Annotated in this window: 23 protein-coding genes; 7 read left to right on the top strand and 16 right to left on the bottom strand. The window is 42.1% G+C overall.

Going from position 1 to position 21,401, the window contains the following annotated elements:
- Nucleotides 1-47 precede the first annotated feature (47 nt).
- From J7E66_RS15430 to J7E66_RS15410, 5 genes are read left to right on the top strand one after another with little or no spacing between them, the layout of a single operon-like run.
- Nucleotides 48-617 (top strand): hypothetical protein, encoded by a 570-nt coding sequence (locus J7E66_RS15430; protein ID WP_215001453.1) that lies wholly within the window; start codon nucleotides 48-50, stop codon nucleotides 615-617.
- Nucleotides 618-1,958, top strand: coding sequence for a nitrous oxide reductase family maturation protein NosD (gene nosD, locus J7E66_RS15425; protein ID WP_215001451.1), 1,341 nt, complete (start codon nucleotides 618-620; stop codon nucleotides 1,956-1,958).
- Complete coding sequence (locus J7E66_RS15420; protein WP_215001449.1) at nucleotides 1,922-2,719, top strand: ABC transporter permease; 798 nt, start codon at nucleotides 1,922-1,924, stop codon at nucleotides 2,717-2,719. Before nosD ends, J7E66_RS15420 begins: the two co-directional genes overlap by 37 nt.
- On the top strand, nucleotides 2,716-3,393 hold the full coding sequence (locus tag J7E66_RS15415; protein ID WP_215001447.1) for an ABC transporter ATP-binding protein: 678 nt from the start codon (nucleotides 2,716-2,718) through the stop codon (nucleotides 3,391-3,393). The genes J7E66_RS15420 and J7E66_RS15415 overlap by 4 nt, the downstream gene beginning before the upstream one ends.
- Nucleotides 3,390-4,292, top strand: coding sequence for a FixH family protein (locus J7E66_RS15410; RefSeq protein WP_215001445.1), 903 nt, complete (start codon nucleotides 3,390-3,392; stop codon nucleotides 4,290-4,292). The genes J7E66_RS15415 and J7E66_RS15410 overlap by 4 nt, the downstream gene beginning before the upstream one ends.
- Nucleotides 4,293-4,359: 67 nt before the next feature.
- On the opposite strand, the gene J7E66_RS15405 is transcribed toward J7E66_RS15410, so the two are convergent.
- From J7E66_RS15405 to J7E66_RS15395, 3 genes are all read right to left on the bottom strand, one after another.
- Nucleotides 4,360-5,391: a PQQ-dependent sugar dehydrogenase gene (locus tag J7E66_RS15405; protein ID WP_251032943.1), complete on the bottom strand. Its 1,032-nt coding sequence runs from the start codon at nucleotides 5,389-5,391 to the stop codon at nucleotides 4,360-4,362.
- A gap of 54 nt (nucleotides 5,392-5,445) precedes the next feature.
- On the bottom strand, nucleotides 5,446-6,300 hold the full coding sequence (locus J7E66_RS15400; RefSeq protein WP_215001442.1) for a Cof-type HAD-IIB family hydrolase: 855 nt from the start codon (nucleotides 6,298-6,300) through the stop codon (nucleotides 5,446-5,448).
- A gap of 71 nt (nucleotides 6,301-6,371) precedes the next feature.
- Nucleotides 6,372-7,040, bottom strand: coding sequence for a DNA alkylation repair protein (locus J7E66_RS15395; protein ID WP_215001440.1), 669 nt, complete (start codon nucleotides 7,038-7,040; stop codon nucleotides 6,372-6,374).
- Between the two features lie 137 nt (nucleotides 7,041-7,177).
- Between J7E66_RS15395 and J7E66_RS15390 the strand changes: the two genes are divergently transcribed.
- Nucleotides 7,178-7,333, top strand: coding sequence for a hypothetical protein (locus J7E66_RS15390; RefSeq protein ID WP_168241344.1), 156 nt, complete (start codon nucleotides 7,178-7,180; stop codon nucleotides 7,331-7,333).
- A 38-nt stretch (nucleotides 7,334-7,371) separates the two neighbouring features.
- Here J7E66_RS15390 and J7E66_RS15385 read toward each other — a convergent pair whose 3' ends face one another.
- The 13 genes from J7E66_RS15385 to J7E66_RS15325 all read right to left on the bottom strand — a co-directional run bounded on the left by J7E66_RS15385 (nucleotide 7,372) and on the right by J7E66_RS15325 (nucleotide 20,951).
- Complete coding sequence (locus tag J7E66_RS15385) at nucleotides 7,372-7,605, bottom strand: hypothetical protein (RefSeq protein WP_215001438.1); 234 nt, start codon at nucleotides 7,603-7,605, stop codon at nucleotides 7,372-7,374.
- Between the two features lie 170 nt (nucleotides 7,606-7,775).
- A complete protein-coding gene (locus tag J7E66_RS15380; RefSeq protein WP_215001436.1) occupies nucleotides 7,776-8,354 on the bottom strand; it encodes a transporter in 579 nt (192 codons plus the stop codon).
- Between the two features lie 135 nt (nucleotides 8,355-8,489).
- On the bottom strand, nucleotides 8,490-9,593 hold the full coding sequence (locus J7E66_RS15375) for a PRK06851 family protein (protein ID WP_215001434.1): 1,104 nt from the start codon (nucleotides 9,591-9,593) through the stop codon (nucleotides 8,490-8,492).
- 100 nt (nucleotides 9,594-9,693) lie between these two features.
- Nucleotides 9,694-10,170: a Cys-tRNA(Pro) deacylase gene (gene ybaK / locus J7E66_RS15370; RefSeq protein ID WP_215001432.1), complete on the bottom strand. Its 477-nt coding sequence runs from the start codon at nucleotides 10,168-10,170 to the stop codon at nucleotides 9,694-9,696.
- A 159-nt stretch (nucleotides 10,171-10,329) separates the two neighbouring features.
- Nucleotides 10,330-11,037 (bottom strand): ABC transporter ATP-binding protein, encoded by a 708-nt coding sequence (locus J7E66_RS15365; RefSeq protein ID WP_215001430.1) that lies wholly within the window; start codon nucleotides 11,035-11,037, stop codon nucleotides 10,330-10,332.
- Complete coding sequence (locus tag J7E66_RS15360) at nucleotides 11,037-11,816, bottom strand: ABC transporter ATP-binding protein (RefSeq protein ID WP_215001428.1); 780 nt, start codon at nucleotides 11,814-11,816, stop codon at nucleotides 11,037-11,039. The genes J7E66_RS15365 and J7E66_RS15360 overlap by 1 nt, the downstream gene beginning before the upstream one ends.
- The gene (locus J7E66_RS15355) at nucleotides 11,813-12,766 is read right to left on the bottom strand and encodes a branched-chain amino acid ABC transporter permease (protein WP_168241351.1); all 954 of its coding nucleotides are present in this window, start codon (nucleotides 12,764-12,766) and stop codon (nucleotides 11,813-11,815) included. The genes J7E66_RS15360 and J7E66_RS15355 overlap by 4 nt, the downstream gene beginning before the upstream one ends.
- A gap of 15 nt (nucleotides 12,767-12,781) precedes the next feature.
- Nucleotides 12,782-13,660, bottom strand: coding sequence for a branched-chain amino acid ABC transporter permease (locus tag J7E66_RS15350; RefSeq protein WP_215001426.1), 879 nt, complete (start codon nucleotides 13,658-13,660; stop codon nucleotides 12,782-12,784).
- Nucleotides 13,661-13,962: 302 nt separating this feature from the next.
- Entirely contained in the window at nucleotides 13,963-15,135 is a 1,173-nt protein-coding gene (locus J7E66_RS15345; RefSeq protein WP_215001424.1) for an ABC transporter substrate-binding protein, read from the bottom strand.
- A gap of 320 nt (nucleotides 15,136-15,455) precedes the next feature.
- Complete coding sequence (locus J7E66_RS15340; RefSeq protein WP_215001422.1) at nucleotides 15,456-16,661, bottom strand: MFS transporter; 1,206 nt, start codon at nucleotides 16,659-16,661, stop codon at nucleotides 15,456-15,458.
- Nucleotides 16,662-16,826: 165 nt separating this feature from the next.
- The gene (locus J7E66_RS15335) at nucleotides 16,827-18,641 is read right to left on the bottom strand and encodes an ABC transporter ATP-binding protein (RefSeq protein WP_215001478.1); all 1,815 of its coding nucleotides are present in this window, start codon (nucleotides 18,639-18,641) and stop codon (nucleotides 16,827-16,829) included.
- A gap of 50 nt (nucleotides 18,642-18,691) precedes the next feature.
- The gene (locus tag J7E66_RS15330; protein ID WP_215001420.1) at nucleotides 18,692-20,422 is read right to left on the bottom strand and encodes an ABC transporter ATP-binding protein; all 1,731 of its coding nucleotides are present in this window, start codon (nucleotides 20,420-20,422) and stop codon (nucleotides 18,692-18,694) included.
- Nucleotides 20,423-20,600: 178 nt separating this feature from the next.
- A complete protein-coding gene (locus J7E66_RS15325; protein ID WP_215001418.1) occupies nucleotides 20,601-20,951 on the bottom strand; it encodes an ASCH domain-containing protein in 351 nt (116 codons plus the stop codon).
- Here J7E66_RS15325 and J7E66_RS15320 point away from each other — a divergent pair.
- Nucleotides 20,942-21,214, top strand: a complete 273-nt coding sequence (locus J7E66_RS15320) for a hypothetical protein (RefSeq protein WP_215001416.1) — start codon at nucleotides 20,942-20,944, stop codon at nucleotides 21,212-21,214. The genes J7E66_RS15325 and J7E66_RS15320 overlap by 10 nt on opposite strands.
- Nucleotides 21,215-21,401 lie beyond the last annotated feature (187 nt).

Raw genomic sequence — 21,401 nt, 5'->3', positions numbered from 1 at the left:
TACCCATCCCTGTTTAACGAAGATTTCATAATAAAGGCGATGTTAACATGAAGGGTAAAACTAAGAAATTATCAGTGGTTTCTTCATTATTAATAACTGCTTCAACTATTTTAATTGTCATCTCATTGTTTTTCCCATGGTGGAAAATGGTCTTTGTTGCACCGCAATATCCCGAAGGGTTGAATATCATTGTTTACCCAAATAAGCTGGAAGGCGAAATCGATATTGTCAATGGTCTTAACCACTATATCGGTATGGCGAACTTCAGCGAAAAAAACTTCCCTGAATTATCGTATTTACCCTATTTAGTGGGAGGATTAGCAGCTCTAACTCTATTAACAGCCCTTCTACGAAAAAAATCGGTTCTATATGGATTAATCGGCCTATTTGTAATTGGCGGCGGGCTAGGAGTATTCGACCTCCAACATGCACTGAAAAAGTTTGGCACCAATTTAAGTCCTGATGCACCAATAAAAATGGAGCCATTTGTACCGCCTATTTTAGGGCATAACACAGTTGCGAACTTTCAAACCACCAGCCTGCTTAGCCTAGGTACGTATTTGGTAATTGCAGCCTTTATCCTATTACTCATTCCGCTATGGAAGGATCGAAAGTAAATGAAAAAAACTGCGCTCTTATCTTTCATTTTTTCTCTATTTCTACTGATGTGCCCTGAGAAAAAGCTGGCCGCCGAAAATTTACAAGCAACCATCGACAGCCTGAAAGATGGGGCGGTATTACAGCTTGAAAATAAAACCTATCAGGGCAATATTGTCATCAACAAGGCAATGACGATTATTGGCTCAACTAAAACCGTCATTAAGGGTGACGGAACGGGAAATGTCATTTCCATTAAAGCCCCTCATGTGAAGCTGAGCCATCTAACAGTAACGCACGGAAGTATGAACCGGAACTCTGCTGAGGAATACGCGGCCATCAAGATTTATACAAACAACAACGTCGTCGAACATATCAACATCCGCGACTCCTTTCACGGCATTTATTTAAGCCAGGCTCACGATAATACAATTCGTGCTAACCATGTTAAGGGAATGGGCAAGGGAAAAATCGCCGAGCAGGGAAATGGAATTCACGTTTATTATGCAAATGATAATCTGCTTGAAAAGAATACCATTGAAGGCAGCCGGGACGGGATGTTCTTTGAGTATGCCAACAACAATCACAGCTATGAAAATAATATCAGCCACACAAGATATGGTCTGCATTACATGTATTCCGACGAAAACATTTTTAAGAAAAATACCTTCACGATGAATACCGGCGGCGCAGCCATTATGAACTCCAATCATTTGAAGCTCGAGGATAATCAATTTATCGTTAACTACGGCAACCAATCATTTGGCCTATTACTCCTTCAAGCCAATGATAATTTTATCGCCAATAATATCTTTTACATGAACCAGCGTGGTTTGTATATCGATCAAGCGACAAGAAACGAATTTCGTCACAACAAAATCGTTCAAAACCAAATCGGAATTGAACTATGGGCGAGTTCCAATGATCAAGTATTTACATTAAACCAAATTTCCGAAAATACGATTCCTGCGGTAACTCTTGGCGGCAATAGTGAGAATAATTCCTGGAGCAAGGATGGCAAAGGGAACGACTGGGGCAGCTCGTTCCCGATTACCGATTTAGACCAAGACCGCATTGGGGATTTTCCAATAACCTATCGTTCATCTTTATATCAATTAATGGAGGACCAAGAATTATCCTATTTATTTTTAAAAAGTCCGGCCCTGAAGATATATGAAAAGATGAATGCTGCACTTACAAACGAAGCCATTATGTTTAATGACCCACACCCATTAACAGCGTCAAATGGAACACATACGAAGGCTATTTTCCTTATTGTCAGCTTACTAATTGTGGGGATTTTAATAAAGGGGAGACACCTACTATGCATTACATTTGGAAGGAATGGAAGGAAAATATAAGAGGAAAAGGGCTTTGGCTAAGTCTAAGCATTATTGTTCTCATTTCAATCGCGATTTTATTTCGTTCCTCAGCCCTTTCATTTGATAAAGGCTTTTATGTTCTCTTAATCAACTTGTTTGATACGATTATCTATTTTATTCCGATTCTATGCCTATTTATCGGGGCCTTCTCGATTTTTCAAGAAAAGGAACAAAAAACATTGATCATGCTGCTGACAAAGACAGACTCTTTCGGAAGCTTCCTAATTAAAAAAAGCCTTGGGCTTTATGCAGTCGTCCTTGTCCCGCTGATTACGTGGCTTTTCATCTATTTGTTCCTATTAAAATTTAATTTCCAACTCGATATAAAGGGCTATTTTATCTTTGTTGCAGCAATCGTTTGTATGAGTCTCGTCTTCCTGCAAATAGGTGCGGCCATCGGCAGCTTTAGCCGCTCGCGGATGCAGATTTTAGGGTTTACGATCTTCGTCTGGTTTTACTTTTTCTTCTTACATGATTTTATCTTGCTGTCGTTCTTACCTGATGTCACCCATGAAAATGTGAAACTATTTTCTTCCGTCTACTTTTTAAATCCGCTTCAAGCAATTCGAATGTTTCTAGAAACAGGCACGGGCGTGTATTCCTTTGGCCATATGTCAAGGCTCTTACAAGCATTTATGTGGACGAAACCTGTATTCTTCCTGCTCGGAAATCTGTTGTTCTGGCTTATCATTTCGTTTTTAACAGCGATTGTTTTCAACCGTAAGGAGGGGTACGAATGATCAAAGTAACGAATTTAAACCAATCGTTTGGAAAAAAAAATGTCTTAGATTCCATCAATCTAGACATTAACCCGAACGAAATATGTGCCCTTGTTGGCCGCAACGGGGCCGGAAAATCAACGTTCATCAATAGTCTGCTAGGGTTACTGCCAGTAAAGCAAGGGGAAATTTTGATTAACGGGACTGCTGTTAACAAGAAAAATGATGAATGGAAAAAGACGATTGCTTATTTGCCGGAAAAATTCATGCTATATCCGATGCTGACCGGTCTTGAAAATATCACCTTCTTTGCAGAAGCTGTGACCAAGACGGCCAACCAGGAACGGATCGAGCAGGTGCTTCGCTCGGTCAGCTTGTGGGAGGACCGTGATGTTCAAGTGAAGAAATATTCCAAAGGGATGCTGCAGCGCCTTGGTTTAGCAATCACCCTTTATCAGGATTCAAGCCTGCTCATTCTCGATGAACCGACGAGCGGCATCGACCCGCTCGGAAGAAAAGAGATTTTGGAGGTCCTTGGTTCCCTCCATGATAAAACGATTCTGCTGTCTTCCCACCATCTTGATGAAATCAAGCAGATTTGCACCCATGTCGCCTATTTAGACAATGGAAAAATGGAAAAGTTTACAGTAGATGAATTCTTACAAACTCATAATTTAGGAGGAATCAGTTCATGAAGACACGGATCATCTTTGGCTTCCTTCTGCTGATTGCCTTAATCACAGGATGCAGTTCAGGCCCTGACTATAAGGTAACAGTGACGAAGGACCTTTATTTCGTCAAGGACACAGCGATGCCATTTGAAATAAAAGTAACCGAAAACAACAAGGCCGTAAAGGGTCTCGATGTGGCTGCCCAATTATCGATGACCAATATGGACCATGGCAGCTATGATGTTAAGCTTGTGGAAGGCAAAAATGGGACCTACTCCGGCAAAGTAAATCTGCCGATGGGCGGTAAATATGAGGCCGCGTTTACATTAGAAAAAGACGGCAAAAAGGCAGAGAAAGTCATCGATCTACATGTGACTAAGCCAAAAGGTGTCGCCATCATCAACGGCGAATGGATTACCAATGAAGATGTCAGCTTCTATAAGTTTATTAACCAGTTACAGCTGGAAATCAACCGTGAGAGCGCCCAGAAAAAATACACGGGTAAACAGTTAGAGGAAGAATTGGCTTATTTAGTTTCCCAGGAAAAAACACTTGAAGATAAAAATCAATTATTAACGCAAATTATCCGCCTCCGTGCGATGGCCTTACTGGCGGATGAAAAGGGCCATAAAGCAACTGAAACGGAGGTGGATACAGCCCTCCTCAAAGCGCTCGAACAATATAATCAGTTCGAATCCGCTAAAAAGCTAATCAATGAGTACGGTGCAGAGAAATTTTGGGCAACGGAAAAACAGCAATATCGAATGATTGTCATGTCCCAGAAGGTGCAAAAGGACTTAATTGAAAAAGTCAAAAAAGAAAACCCAAAAGCAGGCGAACAAGAAATCTACTACCAAGCCCAAAAAGAATACGAAGAACTCCTCGTCTCTCAGGTGAATTCCTTAAAGATTGAGATACTCTAGAAAAAGAAGGGTGTCGGGCACCATGTGAATTCTTCACATGGTGCCTGACACCCTTTACCTTTTCGGTTTATAAATCTCGTAATAGCACACGATATAGTTTATCGTCTTTTTCGTCCGGATTTCCTCTGCCGTCGGTGTTGTTGCTGACAAAGTAGAGGTAGTCGCCATCGACATACAGGTCACGAATTCGCCCCAGACTTGTAATGACGGATCTAGTAATCTTCTGACGCAAACCAAATTCGCGGACGGCATTGCCTCTTAATGTTGCTGCATAAAGCTTCCCATTCGCCACAGCCAGGCCGGACGGTGCCCACGTATCATCACCGGACTGATACAATGGGGTTACCATCCCCGCTTGCTGTTCGTCGCCTTGAATTACCGGCCAGCCATAATTCGCCCCTGGGGTAATCCGATTGATTTCATCATGAGCCGATGGACCGTGCTCACTTGCATATAAAGTCCCGCCAACCCACACTAATCCCTGCGGATTGCGATGTCCATAACTGTAGACATATGAGTTTGGAAAAGGGTTGTCTGCAGGAATCGTCCCATCTAACTTCATTCGTAAAATTTTTCCATTTAATGCATTCAGGTTCTGAGCCGTTTCCGGAGTGGTCGCATCACCTGTGGTGATGTACAGCATCCCATCCGGACCGATTTTCAGCCTGCCGCCGTGATGATAGGCAGCACTCGGAATCCGGTCAAGCAGGATTTTCTCCTCGGACCACACAGAACCGTTCGTCCTTAGGACAATCACCCGATTAAATTGCCCCTTGCCATCATCACTATAGGTATAATAGGCGTAGGCCTTATGATTATCAAGAAACTGAGGGTCAAGAACAAAGCCTAGCAGTCCCGCTTCAGCCGCCTTGGCAAGCGGCTTTTCTAAACGAACTGGCTGGCGTTCTATTTTACCATTTTCAATCTTAACGATATTTCCGGTTCGTTCACTGATGTAGAAAGCTTGATTCACCCGATCAATTGACCATGGCACTTGCAATTTTTCAGCCAAAACTTCTATATTTGGCTGATTCACAACGACCTCTTCCTCTTGGATCCTGTCGTCATTTATTTCAAAAAGAGAACAGCCCGACAACATGACAACCATCATCAGTAAAATAGAACACGCTTTATTCATTGACTCCTACCTTTCTTAAATTACCTCAAGAATTGCCTTCGCTACGCCACTTTCTTCATTCGTATCCGTAATCACATCACAAAGAGACTTTATGTAATAATCGGCATTCCCCATCGCAACCGATCTTCCTGCTTTTTCGAGCATGGAAACATCATTATAATTATCGCCAATCGCCATGGTTTCCGCTAAATCAATCCCTTTTACCTTTACAAACGACTCCAATGCAATCCCCTTTTGAGCCTGTTCATTGGTAATTTCCAAATTATCATGGCCAGACGTTGAAACGACGATTCCTTCTAGCTCTGAAATGGACTCGTTTGCTGACTCCAGTCGGTCTGCATCAAAGGAGAAGGCAAGTAATTTATAGATTTGGTAGTTTTCATCGGCAAATAAAAGTTCATAATCTTCGACCGTATGTATTAGGCCATCACGCAGTCTTGCCCCAGCAGCCTCTTTAATTTCTTCTCGATTTACTTCGGGATTGGCACTCATAATGATGTCAACGAGAATGGATACCGCCTTGTCGGCATCCATCGTGAAGGCACCTTTGTTTGTGTATACTTCGAAATAAACATCCTTTTCCCTTAGCCTTGCCGCTACCTCTCTTGCCATTTGTTTGCTGATTGGCGTAGCCGAAAGAACGACTCCTTCCTTGGAGCGTACCTCTGCGCCATTCGCACAGATAACCGGGCAAGTTATGCCAGCTTGAGCTAAGACGTAGGTTGCTTCTTGATACGATCTTCCAGTTGCGACCACAAATTCAATTCCATGCGCTTGTGCTTTTACGATCGCTTCCTTATTTTCCTCGCTGATTAATTGATTCGAATTCAATAATGTTCCATCCATGTCTGATGCAATACATTTAATCATGTTGTCCACCCTCTATCCATTTTCATTATTGCCATTTTAACATGATTACCAAAACATTTTCTCCCATATGCTCATGCTAAATACTTACTACCTTCGCGAACACTTAACGGCGCTAACTTTGTTCCTTCAATAAATCCCTTTGCAGAGGCGGGATTTGTCTTCGAATATTCACGTAACACCCAGCCAATTGCCTTTTGGATAAAAAATTCCTTACTGTCCGCATTTTGCCGTATGTACTGATAGAGCAATTCCTCATTCGTTTTTCCCTTATATTTTAATTGAAAAAGCAGTGCCGCTCTTCGCAGCCAGAGATTATCATCAATGGCCCAGCCATTAATTGTTTCGGCCGCCACTTCGGGGAATTTCTCGGCAATTTTTCCAACCGGCTTGGGAGCAATCGCATCAACCGTATCCCACCAAGACTTGGTTGTAATCAGTTCCTCCATAAATGGCAAATCCGTTTTCTCGAGCTTATTCAACGACTTTTCCATATAAACCAATGCTGTATATTGGTATTCTCGTTCTTCCTTCGCCCAAAGCTCTCGAATCAAATCTTGGTTAAACGGCTCTTTTAAGATCCCTGTCTCTTGAAAAAATTGCTTTTCCAGCACACTGCGCTGTGGTTTCTTGATTCCCAGGAAGGGGAAATGATCTTTCATATATTTCTTCATCGGTTCGGAATTTTCTTCATTGCGATTTTCTTCAAATAGTTGTGTTAACTGTGCAATATTTGGCGACATCCAATTCCACCCTTTCAAAAAAATACCCATTAAATCAATAGTAATTCTCTTACCTTCCAATATTTCCTTTATTTTTTTCGAATAAACCACTTTCCTGAAACCAAACTAAACCATAGTAGAAAAGGAGGGATATTACCATGACCAAGAAATACAACAAGGGCAGCAACAATCAAAACTCCCCGCAAGCAGGGCATGCAGAGGCTGAATTTGCCAGCGAGTTTGTGAGCGGTGACAACAGCAAAGGTAATAAGCGCAATAAAGGACAGAAAAGCAAGACGAATCCAAATCCTTAAAAGGTAAAAATCGACTTTCACATTTGAAAGTCGATTTTTTAGTCTTCATTATCCTCATTTAATTTTATTGATGGGTTAAAAATAAATGCACCCGAAACACCTTCAGAGGACTGTTTTTGCTCACCTCTGAATTGATCCTGCATTTCGAGGTTTGCACTTTCTGCTGCAGAACGTCTTTCTGTAGACGCGTGTACCTTCCCATCTTCAAGTTGTTCGTTAATCTTAATGTTTGCTTCAACCGTTTCATTTGCTGCATTCTCGTCTTTTGCCATTATGTAAGCCCCTTTGATTTCAAGTATTTTAGTATGTTACCCAATTCACTCCTTTGTTATCTAAATTTTTCATATAAGTTGGAATGTGTATGGATACACTCAACCATTGATTATTAAGATGAGTGCCACCAAAAGAAAGAACTGCCCAGTTTAGGGACAGTTCTGACTCCTTAGTGACAACTAAATGAACGGATTCTGTTTAAATCCATTCCGTAATATTCCCAGTGGTATCCTCGCCAGCGATACCCGGCGATCGAGGTTCTGCCTACATAGGTTGGATAATACCAGAAGCTTCTACCATTATTCAACCAAACATAGGTATAACGGTACAGACAGTGCCTAATTCCACCTGGGTCAACCGCATATAATCCAGCTGTTTCCTGAGGGATGTAGGTTGGCGGCGGTGCAGTCGGGGCACCTCCATAATGTGGGCCACCTCCAAATGGTGGATGATATCCCCCTCCGTACGGCGGCGGTCCTCCTCCGTGCAGCGGTGGTTGATGTCCTCCACCGTGCGGCGGTGGTTGATGCCCTCCACCGTGCGGTGGCGGTTGATGTCCTCCACCGTGCGGCGGTGGTTGATGCCCTCCACCGTGCGACGGCAGCTGCTGTCCTCCACCATGCGACGGCAGCTGCTGTCCTCCACCATGCGACGGCAGCTGCTGTCCTCCACCATGCGACGGCAGCTGCTGTCCTCCACCATGCGGCGGTGATTGCCGCAGGTTGTTTTCATAAGAAAAATTAGGCATACTACCATGCCCCTGAGGGTAATTGAAATGATCCAAGGCTTTAGTCCCCTTCTATTTATATTCCCTCTAATGTATGCACCCCGCCTAATTTGGTGAAAAGCTATTAATATATATTAGTGATATTCGAACGTTTGGTTATTCTACCTTGCTCGCTGCTAACTCCCTGATTTCCTCCGCAATTTTACCCTGGATCCGTTCGACGACTGAAAAATCCATGGCGGCAATATAAATTTCCTCTAACTCATCATGAAGTTCCTTTGCCTTAGCCAAATAAGAAGTAGCCTCAAGCATTTTATTTTTGTAATTCGTCGAGATTTTAGTGATGATATCGGCAAAAATTTCATCTGTCCCGGACGCAATCAGTAATTCATACATATCAATGATTTCATCCCCATCTCTGCTTGGGAAATATTCATGTGGTGCGGTACTATCAAAGATAGCAATTCCTAATTCCCTAAAGATGACCATATCAAGGCTGTGCGGGTCAAATCCGCAATGATATACTTCTACATCGACCCCTCTTACTTCGGCCGCTGCGGCAAGCTTCTTCAGCATCGTTGATTTCCCAGAACCCGGGCGCCCTTTAATGAAATAACGTTTTGGAATTTCTTCGGTTAGATTCGGGACATAATCTACCGGCCCTTTTGGCGTAGCAGCACCTAAAAAGCGATGGCGGATATCAGATTTTTTACTGAGCTTCATTTTTCCAAAGAAGGTATCAATTAATTTGTTAGTTAATTGATCGGCTTTCTTAAAGTCCATACTGTTGATATAAATCTTTTCCCAATCATCGTGGATATCCAGGGCTTCTTTATAGGTATCGTACGCCTTATGAAAGGATTGACTAATCTGATTGGTTAACTTCAGGATCGTATTTTTATGGATGGCCAGCGCACGGGCATCCCAAGCTTCACCAAGGTTAATGTATTCGTCGACCGCTCCTGGTGCCTTCGGTTCAATCACATGCGGAGCGGTACCATCGACAATTCCCACTTTTAACGCTGGGATCAGCACTCCATCAATGGAATTGTTATCAGAAGAACAATGTAAAAATTCAATATCATAGCCCTTTTCAAGCCACTCATTACCGATTTTTTTCATTAATGAGGATTTACCTGTTCCTGGACCGCCTTTTAAAATAAATAATCGGTTGAGACCTTGAAGATTGGAGTCATATAAATTATGAAAGCCTCTCGCTGTATTCCCGCCTGCAAAGTAATTTTTGATTTTCCCTGCCACTCATCAACACTCCCTTTTATAGTGACAATCGTAAGATAAATTCAATTTCATCCTATCTTATGCGATTGTCATTTATAGGTGAGTGCCTAGGGAAAAAATCTTACTTAATGATGGGGACAATGTCAGCTTTTGTGACCTCTTGCAATAGAACAGGTTCTAATACGATTTGAACCCCAATTTTCCCGCCACTAACAATGATTGAATCGATCGACCTACAGTTTACATCAATAAACGTCTTATATTCTTTTTTCATGCCAATCGGCGAGCAGCCGCCGCGGATATATCCAGTCCATTTCTGAATATCCTTCACCGGAAGCATTTCAATATTCTTTTCAGCGGCTGCTTTGGCTGCCTTCTTCAAATCCAATTCCTCTGCCACGGGAATGACAAAAACAAATATATTTCTGCTTGCGCCCATCGCAACAAGCGTTTTATACACTTCCTTTGGCTCCCGGCCAATTTTCTCCGCAACAGAAACACCGTCGACTTTCCCATCTTTATTATCGTAGGTCAGCATCTCATAGCTAATATTTTTTGCGTCAAGAATACGCATTGCATTGGTCTTACCCTGTGCCACTTTACAAATTCCTCCCTGACTTTAAAGACTACTATCCAGTATCAGCATACTGGATCAGCAAAAATTACACAAAATCACCCAATTTCCAGCTTGATACCGAACAGAATGAAATATTAAAAGGAGTTGGGGGATTCCCAACTCCTCTTTTATAGTCTAGGCTTAATGACCGCCTAAATAAGCATTTCTTATTTGATCGCTTTGATTTAGCTCTTCAGCTGTACCTGAAGCAACAATTTTTCCGGTCTCAATGACATAGGCACGATCGGCAATCGATAACGCCATATTAGCATTTTGCTCTACCAATAAAATGGTTGTCCCGGTTTTATTGATTTCCTCAATAATCTTGAAAATGGTTTTTACTAAAATCGGCGCAAGACCCATGGAAGGCTCATCTAATAGTAATAGTCGCGGTCGAGCCATTAATGCGCGGCCCATGGCGACCATTTGCTGCTCTCCCCCTGAAAGGGTACCAGATAGCTGTTTACGACGCTCGAGCAAACGAGGGAATAGCTGATAGATCTTTTCAAAATCTTCTTGAATGCCTTTTTTATCTTTCCTTAAATACGCACCTAATTCTAGATTTTCCTCAACTGACATGTTTGAGAAAACACGGCGGCCTTCTGGTACTTGTGAAATCCCTCGTTTAACAATTAATTGAGGAACCTTGCCCTCCACATGTTCACCTTCAAACATTACTTCACCATTTTTCGGCTTTAGTAACCCTGATATGGTTTGTAAAAGCGTACTTTTCCCAGCACCATTGGCACCAATCAGTGTGACAATTTCTCCTTGATTGATTTCGAGAGAAACTCCCTTCAATGCATGGATATTTCCATAATAAACATTAATATCATTTACTTTTAGCATTAGGAGACCTCCTCTCCAAGATAAGCTTCGATGACTTTTGGATTATTTCTAATTTGTTCAGGTGTACCGTTGGCAATTAATTGACCATGGTCAAGCACATAAATCCGCTCACATACACCCATAACGAGAGGCATGTCGTGTTCAATTAATAGGATCGTTAACGAAAATCTCTCACGAATTAACGCGATCAAATTCATCAGTTCTTCTGTTTCCTGTGGATTCATGCCGGCAGCCGGTTCATCCAGAAGCAATAATTTAGGATTAGCAGCTAATGCCCGGGCAATTTCAAGGCGGCGCTGCTGACCATATGGTAAGTTTTTCGCCTTTTCATGCATCACATTTTCGAGCTTAAAGATTTTTAAGAATTCAATCGCCTTTTCTTCCATTTCCTTTTCACCGGAAAAGTGGGAAGGGAGGCGTAAAATAGAGCTCAGCATCGAATGCTTGGCCAGCGAATGATAGGCTACCTTTACATTATTGAGAACCGACAGTTCACTAAACAAACGAATGTTTTGAAAGGTCCGGCTGATTCCTTTTTTGGTAATTTTATAAGGCGCTAAGCCATTTAGTTTTTCGCCATCTAGCGAAATGCTTCCCTCGGTTGGAACATAAACACCTGTTAGCAAGTTAAAAAACGTCGTTTTCCCGGCACCATTTGGGCCAATTAAACCGACAAGTTCACCCTGATTTAATTCCAGGTTTACATCCGAAACAGCCTTTAAGCCGCCAAAACGGATCCCGGCATTTTCTACTTTAAGCAACTTTGTTTTTTCATTCATTTTTGCACTCCTCCTTTAGCGGTTTTACCAGCTTTAAAGAATGAGGTAATCTCTCTCGTTCCTAGCAATCCTTGTGGTCGGAAAAGCATCATTGCAATTAAAACAAGACTGTAAACAACCATCCGAACCTCTGGATAACTGGAAAGGTAGGTCGAAATAATTGTTAATAGGACCGCTGCAATGACCGCTCCAGACATACTTCCAAGCCCGCCTAATACAACAAAAATTAAAATATCAAATGATTTCAAAAAGCCAAAGTTAGTCGGCTGAATGATATAAAAGTTATGCGCATATAAGGCACCGGCAATTCCGGCAAAAAAGGCACCGATGGCAAAAGCTGTAACCTTATAAAAAGTTGTATTGATCCCCATTGCATCGGCAGCAATTTCATTTTCTCTAATTGAAACACAAGCACGTCCATGTGTCGAGTTGGTAAAGTTCACAATCACAATGATGGTTAGCAATACACAAGCGACCAGCCATGGCCACGTTGTTAAGTGGGAGACTGTCATCCCGCTTGCCCCACCGACATATTCAATATTTAAAAAGACAATTCTTACAATCTCTCCAAAGCCAAGCGTGGCAATGGCAAGATAATCTCCTTTTAATCTTAGTGTCGGAATCCCTATAATGAGCCCCGCCACTGCGGCTGCCAATCCGCCAACAAGGATGGCCACTGGAAAGGGCAGGCCCAATTTCATGGTCATAATCGCTGAAGCGTAGGCTCCAACGGCTAGGAAACCAGCATGTCCAATTGAAAATTGCCCTGTAATCCCAATAATTAAATGGAGACTTGCGGCAAGGATAATATTAATTCCGATAAAAAATAGTGTGTTTACATAAAACTGGTTCAATGACCCGCCAGTTATTAAAAATTGCATGACGACTGAAAATATAACGGCTAGAACGATTGAGGTCCAGAAAAACTTCGCTTGTTTTAAAATTCCCATCGCTAAAAGACCCCCTTAAACCTTTTCCCTGATATTTTTACCAAATAAACCTGCTGGACGGAAGATTAAGATTAAGATAAGGACCACAAATGCTACGGCGTCACGCCATAGGGAGTAGCCTGCTGCACTAACAAGTGACTCGATTACACCCAAAACTAAACCGCCAGTCATCGCCCCAGGAATACTCCCAATTCCGCCTAAAACTGCGGCAACAAACGCTTTAAGTCCTGGGATAATTCCCATCAATGGCTCAATTTTTGTATAGTAGACACCAAAAATAACTCCGGCTGCACCAGCAAGGGCAGAACCAATCGCAAAAGTTGCTGAAATCGTGTTATTCACATTGATTCCCATTAATCTTGCGGCATCCATATCGTGTGATACGGCTCGCATGGCTTTACCAATTTTTGTTTTATGAACGATAAATTGTAGTAAAATCATTAAAAATAACGATGTTCCTAAGATAAGTAAGGACTGACCGCTAATTTTTACCCCAAAAAGCTCTAAGCTCTTGATTGTAACGATTCCATCTGGATAGGCTTCCGGCTGGGCACCACGAATATAAATGGTTCCATACTCAATAAACAACGAAACCCCAATTGCAGTAATAAGGGCCGCAATTCTAGTTGCATTTCTAAGAGGCTTATAAGCAATCCTCTCGATTAAAACACCAAAGATGGCACAAGCCACCATTGAAATAAGTAATGCTGGGAAAAATCCTAAATCAAAAATAGTAATGGAATAAAAACCTATGAATGCACCAACCATGAATACATCTCCATGGGCGAAGTTAATCAGTTTTACAATACCATAAACCATTGTATACCCTAGAGCGATTAATGCATAAATACTGCCCAAGGATATTCCATTTACAAGCTGCTGTATTATTTCCATATGTCTTACACTCCTTTGGACCGACTTCACGTATCTTTTTTTAAATACAATTAAACAAAGTTTGCATGTTGGGAAACTTGTATTCTTTTTATACAGCGGAATAGGGAGACATCACGCTCCCTATCCCTTTAACAAACTATAAAATTTGTCTCACACTAAGGCGCTTTCGCTTTTCTCTTGGGCTAGCTGCAGCGCCTAGGGGCTCGGGGTCATATGCCAATCCGTCAAGAAGGCTAAAAAACAGCCTTCTCGCCGGCTCGTCTTATGCCTGTCGCCCCTGGACAGGCGCTTTCGCTTTTCTCTTAAGGATTGATCTTTGTCTTAAATTGTTGTTCACCGTTTTTGTACTCAAGGATAACAGCGGCTTTGATAGGATCATGGTTTTTATCAAGCTTCACTTTTCCAGAAACAAGTTCTAATCCATCTGTTTCAGCGAGTGCCTTCTGAATTTTGTTAGAATCACTGCTTCCAGCACGTTTAATCGCATCCGCAAGGAAGTATACTGTGTCATAACCTAGAGCTGTAAAGGCATCCGGAGATTTACCGTCGTATTTTGCTTTGAACGCTGCAACAAAGTCTTGAACCTTCTTATCACTATCACCTGATGAATAATGGTTTGTAATAAATGTGTTATTCAGTGTATTTGCTCCAGCGATTTCTACTAGTTTAGGAGAGTCCCAACCGTCACCACCCATGATTGGCACATTTAAGCCAAGCTCACGAGCTTGTTTGATAATTAAACCTACTTCTTCATAAAAGCCAGGAACGAATATATATTCTGGTTTTGCTGATTTTATATTTGTTAAGGTTGCACGGAAGTCTGTATCCTTCGCCACATAGGCTTCTTCTTTAACAATTTTTCCGCCATTTGCCACAAAACTCTTTTTAAAAGAAGCAGCAAGACCTTTAGAGTAATCACTTGAACTATCAATTAGAACAGCCGCACTCTTAACCTTTAAATCATTGGAAGCGAAATTTGCTGCAACTGTACCTTGGAATGGGTCAATGAAGCATGTACGAAATACAAAGTCATTTACCTTTCCATCTTTATTTGTGATCGTTGCGTTTGTTGCCGTTGGTGTAATTAATGGAATTTTGTTATCTTGAGCAATCTGCACTTGTGCTAATGTGTTTGTACTTGTTGCCGCACCGATCATCGCAACAACTTTATCCTGAGTGGCAAGTTTTAGAGCACCATTTGTAGCCTCTGCTGCATCTGACTTATTGTCAACTGTCACCAATTCTAGTTTTTTGCCATTAATACCTTTTTTGTTGATTTCTTCGATTGCTAGCTCAATACCTTCTTTGGCAGATTGACCATAAGAAGCTACTCCACCCGATAGTTCAAGGTTTGCACCAATCTTAATTGTGCCTCCTTTTTCCGCATCGCTACTAGCACTTGAATTACATCCTGCCAACACACCTGCTGCAACCATAAACGACATAAAGATACCAGCTAATTTCTTTTTCCTCATGATTTACCCCCTGTTTTTTGAAAAAAATTTTCCCAAACACCTTTGTCTAACTGTTTTAAAAAAAGATAATATTCTGAAAACATTGTACAAAATATTCGGGGGTTCGTCTAGTGGTATTATACATTATTTTAAGATAATTTGCAATATATCAAATATACGAATTTTACTTACTCAAAAGACTTTATTCCACTAAAGTTGAAAAGGATTTATGTGAAACAGTAAAATAAATTCTCTTTTTTAAATATTTTGGTTATATATGATTCAACGTTCTATATAAATAAAAGGAGACTCCTCTATAAGGAATCTCTTTGGACTATTTATTATACTAGTTCCGTATTTTTCGTTTCTTTTCCCAACACGAAAACGGACATTGCTCCAATTAAGACAGAAATACAGAAGATCATAAAGATGGTTGAAATCGATACTTGCTGTGCGACAAGATTACCGACTAATAAGGGTCCTAACACGCCGCCAACTCTTCCAATCGCTGCTGCCATACCAGAGCCTGTACCACGCATGATGGTTGGATATTGTTCAGGGGTATAAGCGTAAAGACCTCCCCAAGCACCTAGGTTAAAAAATGATAATAGAATTCCTGAAGTCATCAACAGGGCAGTCGATTCTGCTGCACCAAAGAAATAGGCACTCACTGCTGTACCAATTAAGTAGACAACTAAAACGAACTTACGGCCGAATTTTTCAATAAACCAGGCAGCTGTAAAATAACCGGGGAGCTGCGCTAACGTCATAATTAGCACATATTCAAAGCTTTTAATTAAGCTGAATCCTTTCATAATCATTACACTTGGAAGCCATAAAAACATTCCATAATAGGAGAAAACCACACAAAACCATAAGATCCAAAGCATCGTTGTTTGGCGCCTGTAATCCTTTGAAAATAAATTCCTCATGCTTTGGAAGACTGAAATTTCTTCCTTGTCCTTTACTGCCGTAAATCGGGGTGAATCCGGCAGCCCCATGCGCAGGTATAATGCATATAAAGCAGGAATGGCACTAATAAGTAAAGCTAATTGCCAGCCAAACTTCGGAATAATGAAATACGAGATAACTGCAGCAACTAGCCAGCCTCCTGCCCAAAAGCTCTCAAGCAGAACCACAATCCTGCCGCGTTTTTCGGCGGGGACACTTTCTGATACGAGTGTGGAGGCAACAGGAAGCTCTCCTCCTAGACCTGCTCCGATGAAGAATCTTAACACTAAAAAGGCGGTTAATGTGGTGGCCATTGCGGAAAGCCCGCTCCCAACGGAAAATAATAATAACGTGATGATAAATACATTTTTGCGGCCAACTTTATCTGCCATTAAGCCAAAAATAAGTGCACCAACGGCCATCCCAATCGAATTGACACTTCCAATCCAACCCATCTGCCCAGGAGTCAGCTCCCATTCTACCTTTAAGGCTGCAATGATAAAAGAGAGCATGCCGACATCCATGGCATCAAACATCCAGCCCATCCCGGCAATGCCAAGCAATCTTCGGCCTGAAATTTCCTTTTTATTTTTCATGTGGATCCCCCTCAGTTGTAGCTATTTTTTTACATTATTCCCTAATTTTCTTTACTTTAGGTACGAAAATAATCGATTAACCACAAGTATTCTAGCAGGTGTCTTTACAGTTGTCATTAATAATTTAAAAAGAAGAGACTGGAACCCCAGTCTCTCCTTCAATACCTATTCACCCAAACCCGTTTCCACATTTTTGAACTGGTTAAAAAACATATTGTAATATTTGCCTTGCTGCCTCATTAATGTATCGTGGTTTCCACTCTCGATAATTTCTCCATGGTCAATGACCATGATGGTGTCGGCATCGCGAATTGTATTGAGGCGGTGGGCTATGATAAAGCTGGTCCGGTTCTCCATCAATGTGAGCAGGGCTTCTTGAATATGGAGCTCTGTCCTGGTGTCAATGCTGCTCGTCGCTTCATCTAGGATCAGCAGGGCGGGCTTAGCTAAAATGACTCGCGCAATCGCCAGAAGCTGCCGCTGTCCTTGGCTTAGATTGCCGCCATTTTCAGACAAGACCGTTTCATATTGGTTTGGCAGCCGTTTGATAAAAGTATCGGCATTGGCCATCTTCGCCGCGCGTTCCACCTCATCGTCCGTTGCCTTCGTATTTCCATACTTAATATTTTCCTTGATTGTCCCTGAGAATAAATAGGTATCCTGGAGGACAAATCCAAAGCATCTTCTTAAGCTGTCCCTTGTGTATTCCCGAATATCATGGCCATCGAGGAGAATTCTTCCGTCTGTCACGTCATAAAATCTCGTCAGGAGATTTACGATCGTCGTTTTTCCAGCACCGGTTGGTCCGACGAAGGCCGTACTGCTGCCGATATTCGCTTCAAAGCTGACATTTTTTAGAATCGGCACATCCGGACGGTAACCAAAACTTACATTCTCAAATATTACATGTCCTTTTGGGTTTTCTAAGGCGATTGCCTCTGGCAGATCTTCTGGCTCCTCTTGTTCATCGATGATTTCAAAGACACGTTCGGCCCCAGCAACGCCAGACTGAAGAATATTGAAAATATTCGCCAGGTCATTAAGCGGCCTGACAAATTGCCTGGAATAGGTGATGAAGCTGGCAATTGCCCCAATCGTGATGATGCTTTTGACCGCAAGGATTCCTCCAACCACCGCGACCACTGCAAAGCCAAGGTTATTAATGACGTTCATGATCGGCATCAAAAATCCGGACCAAATTTGCGCCTTGAGGCCGACCTCACGCAGCCTAGTATTGACCACTTCAAATTCTTCGATGACCTTTTCCTCGTGATTAAAGGCTTTGACAATTTCAATTCCAGAGATTGTTTCCTCAATATGACCATTTAATTTTCCCAGCTCCACTTGCTGGTTTTTAAACAGGACACTCGTCCGTTTGGCGATCGTTTTTGTGAGTAAAAAGACAAGCGGTACGGTTATTAAGCTGGCGAGCGTCAAGATAGGGCTCAATAGTAACATCATCATTAATGACCCGGTAATGATGACCACCCCGGACATTAATTGCGTCGTTGATTGCGAGATTGTATTACTAATATTATCGACATCGTTCGATAGCCTGCTCATTAACTCACCGTGTGAACGAGAATCAAAAAAGGATACCGGCAGCTTTTGTAATTTTTTAAAGAGGGCATCCCTTAAGCTTTTGACAATTCGCTGGGAGACGCCGGCCATCAGCCATCCTTGTAAAAAGGTTAACAGGCTGTCAGTCAGATACGCTGCAACCAAGATCCAGATCATCACCTCAAGAAATCCAAAATCTACTTTTCCACCATTCATTCGCATCGCATCAATCGCTTTTCCAATCAGGAAGGGGGCAAGCAGCATCAGGGCTGCATCCATTACAATAAAAATAAAAATAACCGTGAGCATTTTTCGTTCTTTGCCGAAGTATTGCCAAAGTCTTTGCAATGTCCCTTTAAAGTTCTTTGGCTTGACAACAGGCCCACGGCGTTGGGCTCCGCCAAAGCCCGCTGGTCTCATCGGCGGCGGGGCAGGGGGAGTATTCCCAGTCTGTACGTTTCCCTTTGACACTACGGATGCACCTCCTTGCCGACTTGAGATTGGTAGATTTCCTGATAAACACGGCAATCCTTCAATAGTTCCTGATGTGTACCAACCCCAACAACTTCGCCGCGGTCGAGGACGACAATTTTATCGGCATCGATAATCGAGGTGATTCGCTGGGCAATTAATAAGCAGGTAAGCCCTTTGGCATATTTCTTCAGGGCCTCCTTGATTTTCGCCTCGGTTGCGACGTCAACGGCACTTGTACTATCATCTAATATCAAAATTTCTGGTTTCTTTACTAAGGCTCTAGCAATGGAAATCCGTTGCTTTTGTCCGCCCGAAAAATTGACGCCCCCTTGGCCAATCCTTGTTTGGTAGCCTTCCGGTGACCTCTCAATAAAATCATGTGCCCCGGCCATTGTCGCGGCCGTAACCACTTCTGCATCCGTTGCTTCTTCATTACCCCAGCGGATATTTTCCGCGACACTCCCCGTAAACAAAATATTCTTCTGCGGCACGATCGCAATTTTCTCACGTAATTTCTTCGGACTGACCTGTTTACTATCAATACCGTCTACTTTAATCGTACCGCCCACCGTATCGTAGAAACGAGGGATGAGTCCGACAAGCGTGCTTTTCCCTGATCCTGTTGAGCCGATGATTCCTACTGTCTCTCCAGGCAGGATGGTAAGGTTAATATTTTTTAAGATTGGCTCGCCTGTTGCTTGTTCATAGGAAAAAGAAACATTTTCAAAGTCGATTCGGCCTTTTTCAATAGAATTTAACCTAAGTTCCTCATTCCAAAAAACGTTATCCGCTTGAGAAAATACCTCATCGATTCTCCCTGTCGAGGCCTTTGCTCTGACAAACATCGTAAAAACCATCGAGATGATCATCAATGAAAATAGTATTTGCGTCATATAGTTGATAAAGGCAATAATATGGCCGACCTGAATATCGCCCGTATTCACACCATTGCCGCCGATCCAAATGACAACAACAATCCCAAGATTAACGGTGAGCATAACCGCTGGACTGAAGGAGGACATCAGTCGATTTGCTGAAATGGCTTGATTTTTATATTGGTCATTTACCTTCGTAAACTTGCCAACCTCGACATCAAAGCGATTAAACGCTTTCACAACTCGGACCCCGGATAGGTACTCCCGCATGACACTATTCACCCGGTCCAATCCATTTTGAACACGGGAAAAGAGGGGAAAGCCCAATCTCATATTAAAGATGATTAATAGCGCAACAATTGGAACCACAACCGCCAGGACCACGGAAAGCTGCAGGTTTAACCGTGTGGCCATAATCAAACCGCCAATGGCTAGCAACGGGGCTTTGACAAAAACCCGCATCAATCCATTAACAAACACCTGAACTTGGGTCACATCATTCGTTAATCTGGTAACAAGGGAGGCGCGGTCAAATTTATCGACGTTCCTAAAAGTGAGCGTTTGAATTTTTTTAAATAAGTCAGACCTTAACTCCGTCCCGAAGTTTTGTGAAACAATACTAGCAACCACACTCCTGGTGGAAGCAGCAATCGCACCACAAGCCGTAATCAGCAGCATCAAACCGCCCATTTTCAAAACATAGTTGATATCCTTGTTGGCCACACCTACATCAATAATTTTCGCCATAATAGTTGGCTGCATCAAATCACTAATCGCCTCAATGGTAAGGAATAAAACCGCTATGCTAAAAGATTTCCAGTACTTCTTTATGTATTTTGATAAAAACTTCATTCGCTCACCCCAGCCTCTCGGAAATCCTCTCTAAGAACATTATAATTTTTTTACTTCGATTAACCAAATAATTGACCTGCAAACGGAAAGGTATATTTCGAAGGCTTTTTTGGGATTAACATGGATTATTCCATAAAAAAAGGGCCCATTTTTGAAATGGACCTCGAGCATTTATAGACTATTTTTGAACCGGGCTAAACTCATGAACCCACACGCGCATTTGCGGCAGCCATGGCATTCCAGGATGAATACTTAGAATCGATTGTTTATAGGCTTCCACATTTTCGAAGCCCTCACGGCGTGCATCATCATCCGTTAATTCACCTAATGACTGGGAATAGACACGGTCTACCACAAAGTCACGGCCTTCCAATGTCATGACTTCACCTGGGTCTGCATATCGCCCATTCCGTCGTGTCGCTGTTTTTTCACCTGAAAGTACCTTCTTTACATCTCCTTCAAGTGTGACTAAGCGTTCCACAGAACAAGTTTTTGGCGGCAAGGTATTGTTTTCATTTTGTGTTGTCATTCGCTTCTCCTCCTATTTCTAATTCATTAACCTATATTATCACTATCGTTATCATTAAATCCATTTTCAAGGAAAATTATACAACCTATCTGCCTTTATCATGGTATTTAATGATTCCTTCAGCCTCTCCAGAAGGCGTGATTCCAAATGGGAAGAAATCCCGCCGTCATGGAGGCTGGAACTGCCAATCAAGCTATAATGACAATTTAGATCGAGCCAAAGAATTGATGGACAAAGCCTTTAACGGCATGTTCAAATTTTAACAATTACAAACCCAAAAGCATTGCTGCTCATTGATGGGATAAAGGCAAATATTAAGTTAGATACTCCTTCCTATAGCAAGCTTTCAAGCGATATCAATACCCTTGTTAAAATGACGCGGGAAAAATAGTCTCATAATGAGAGGCCTGACAAAAGTCAGGCCTCTCTGAAGTGCCACCCGTCAAGTAG

It is taken from the genome of Bacillus sp. ISL-7 (assembly GCF_018613065.1).
This window is presented reverse-complemented; position numbering and strand designations above follow the sequence as displayed.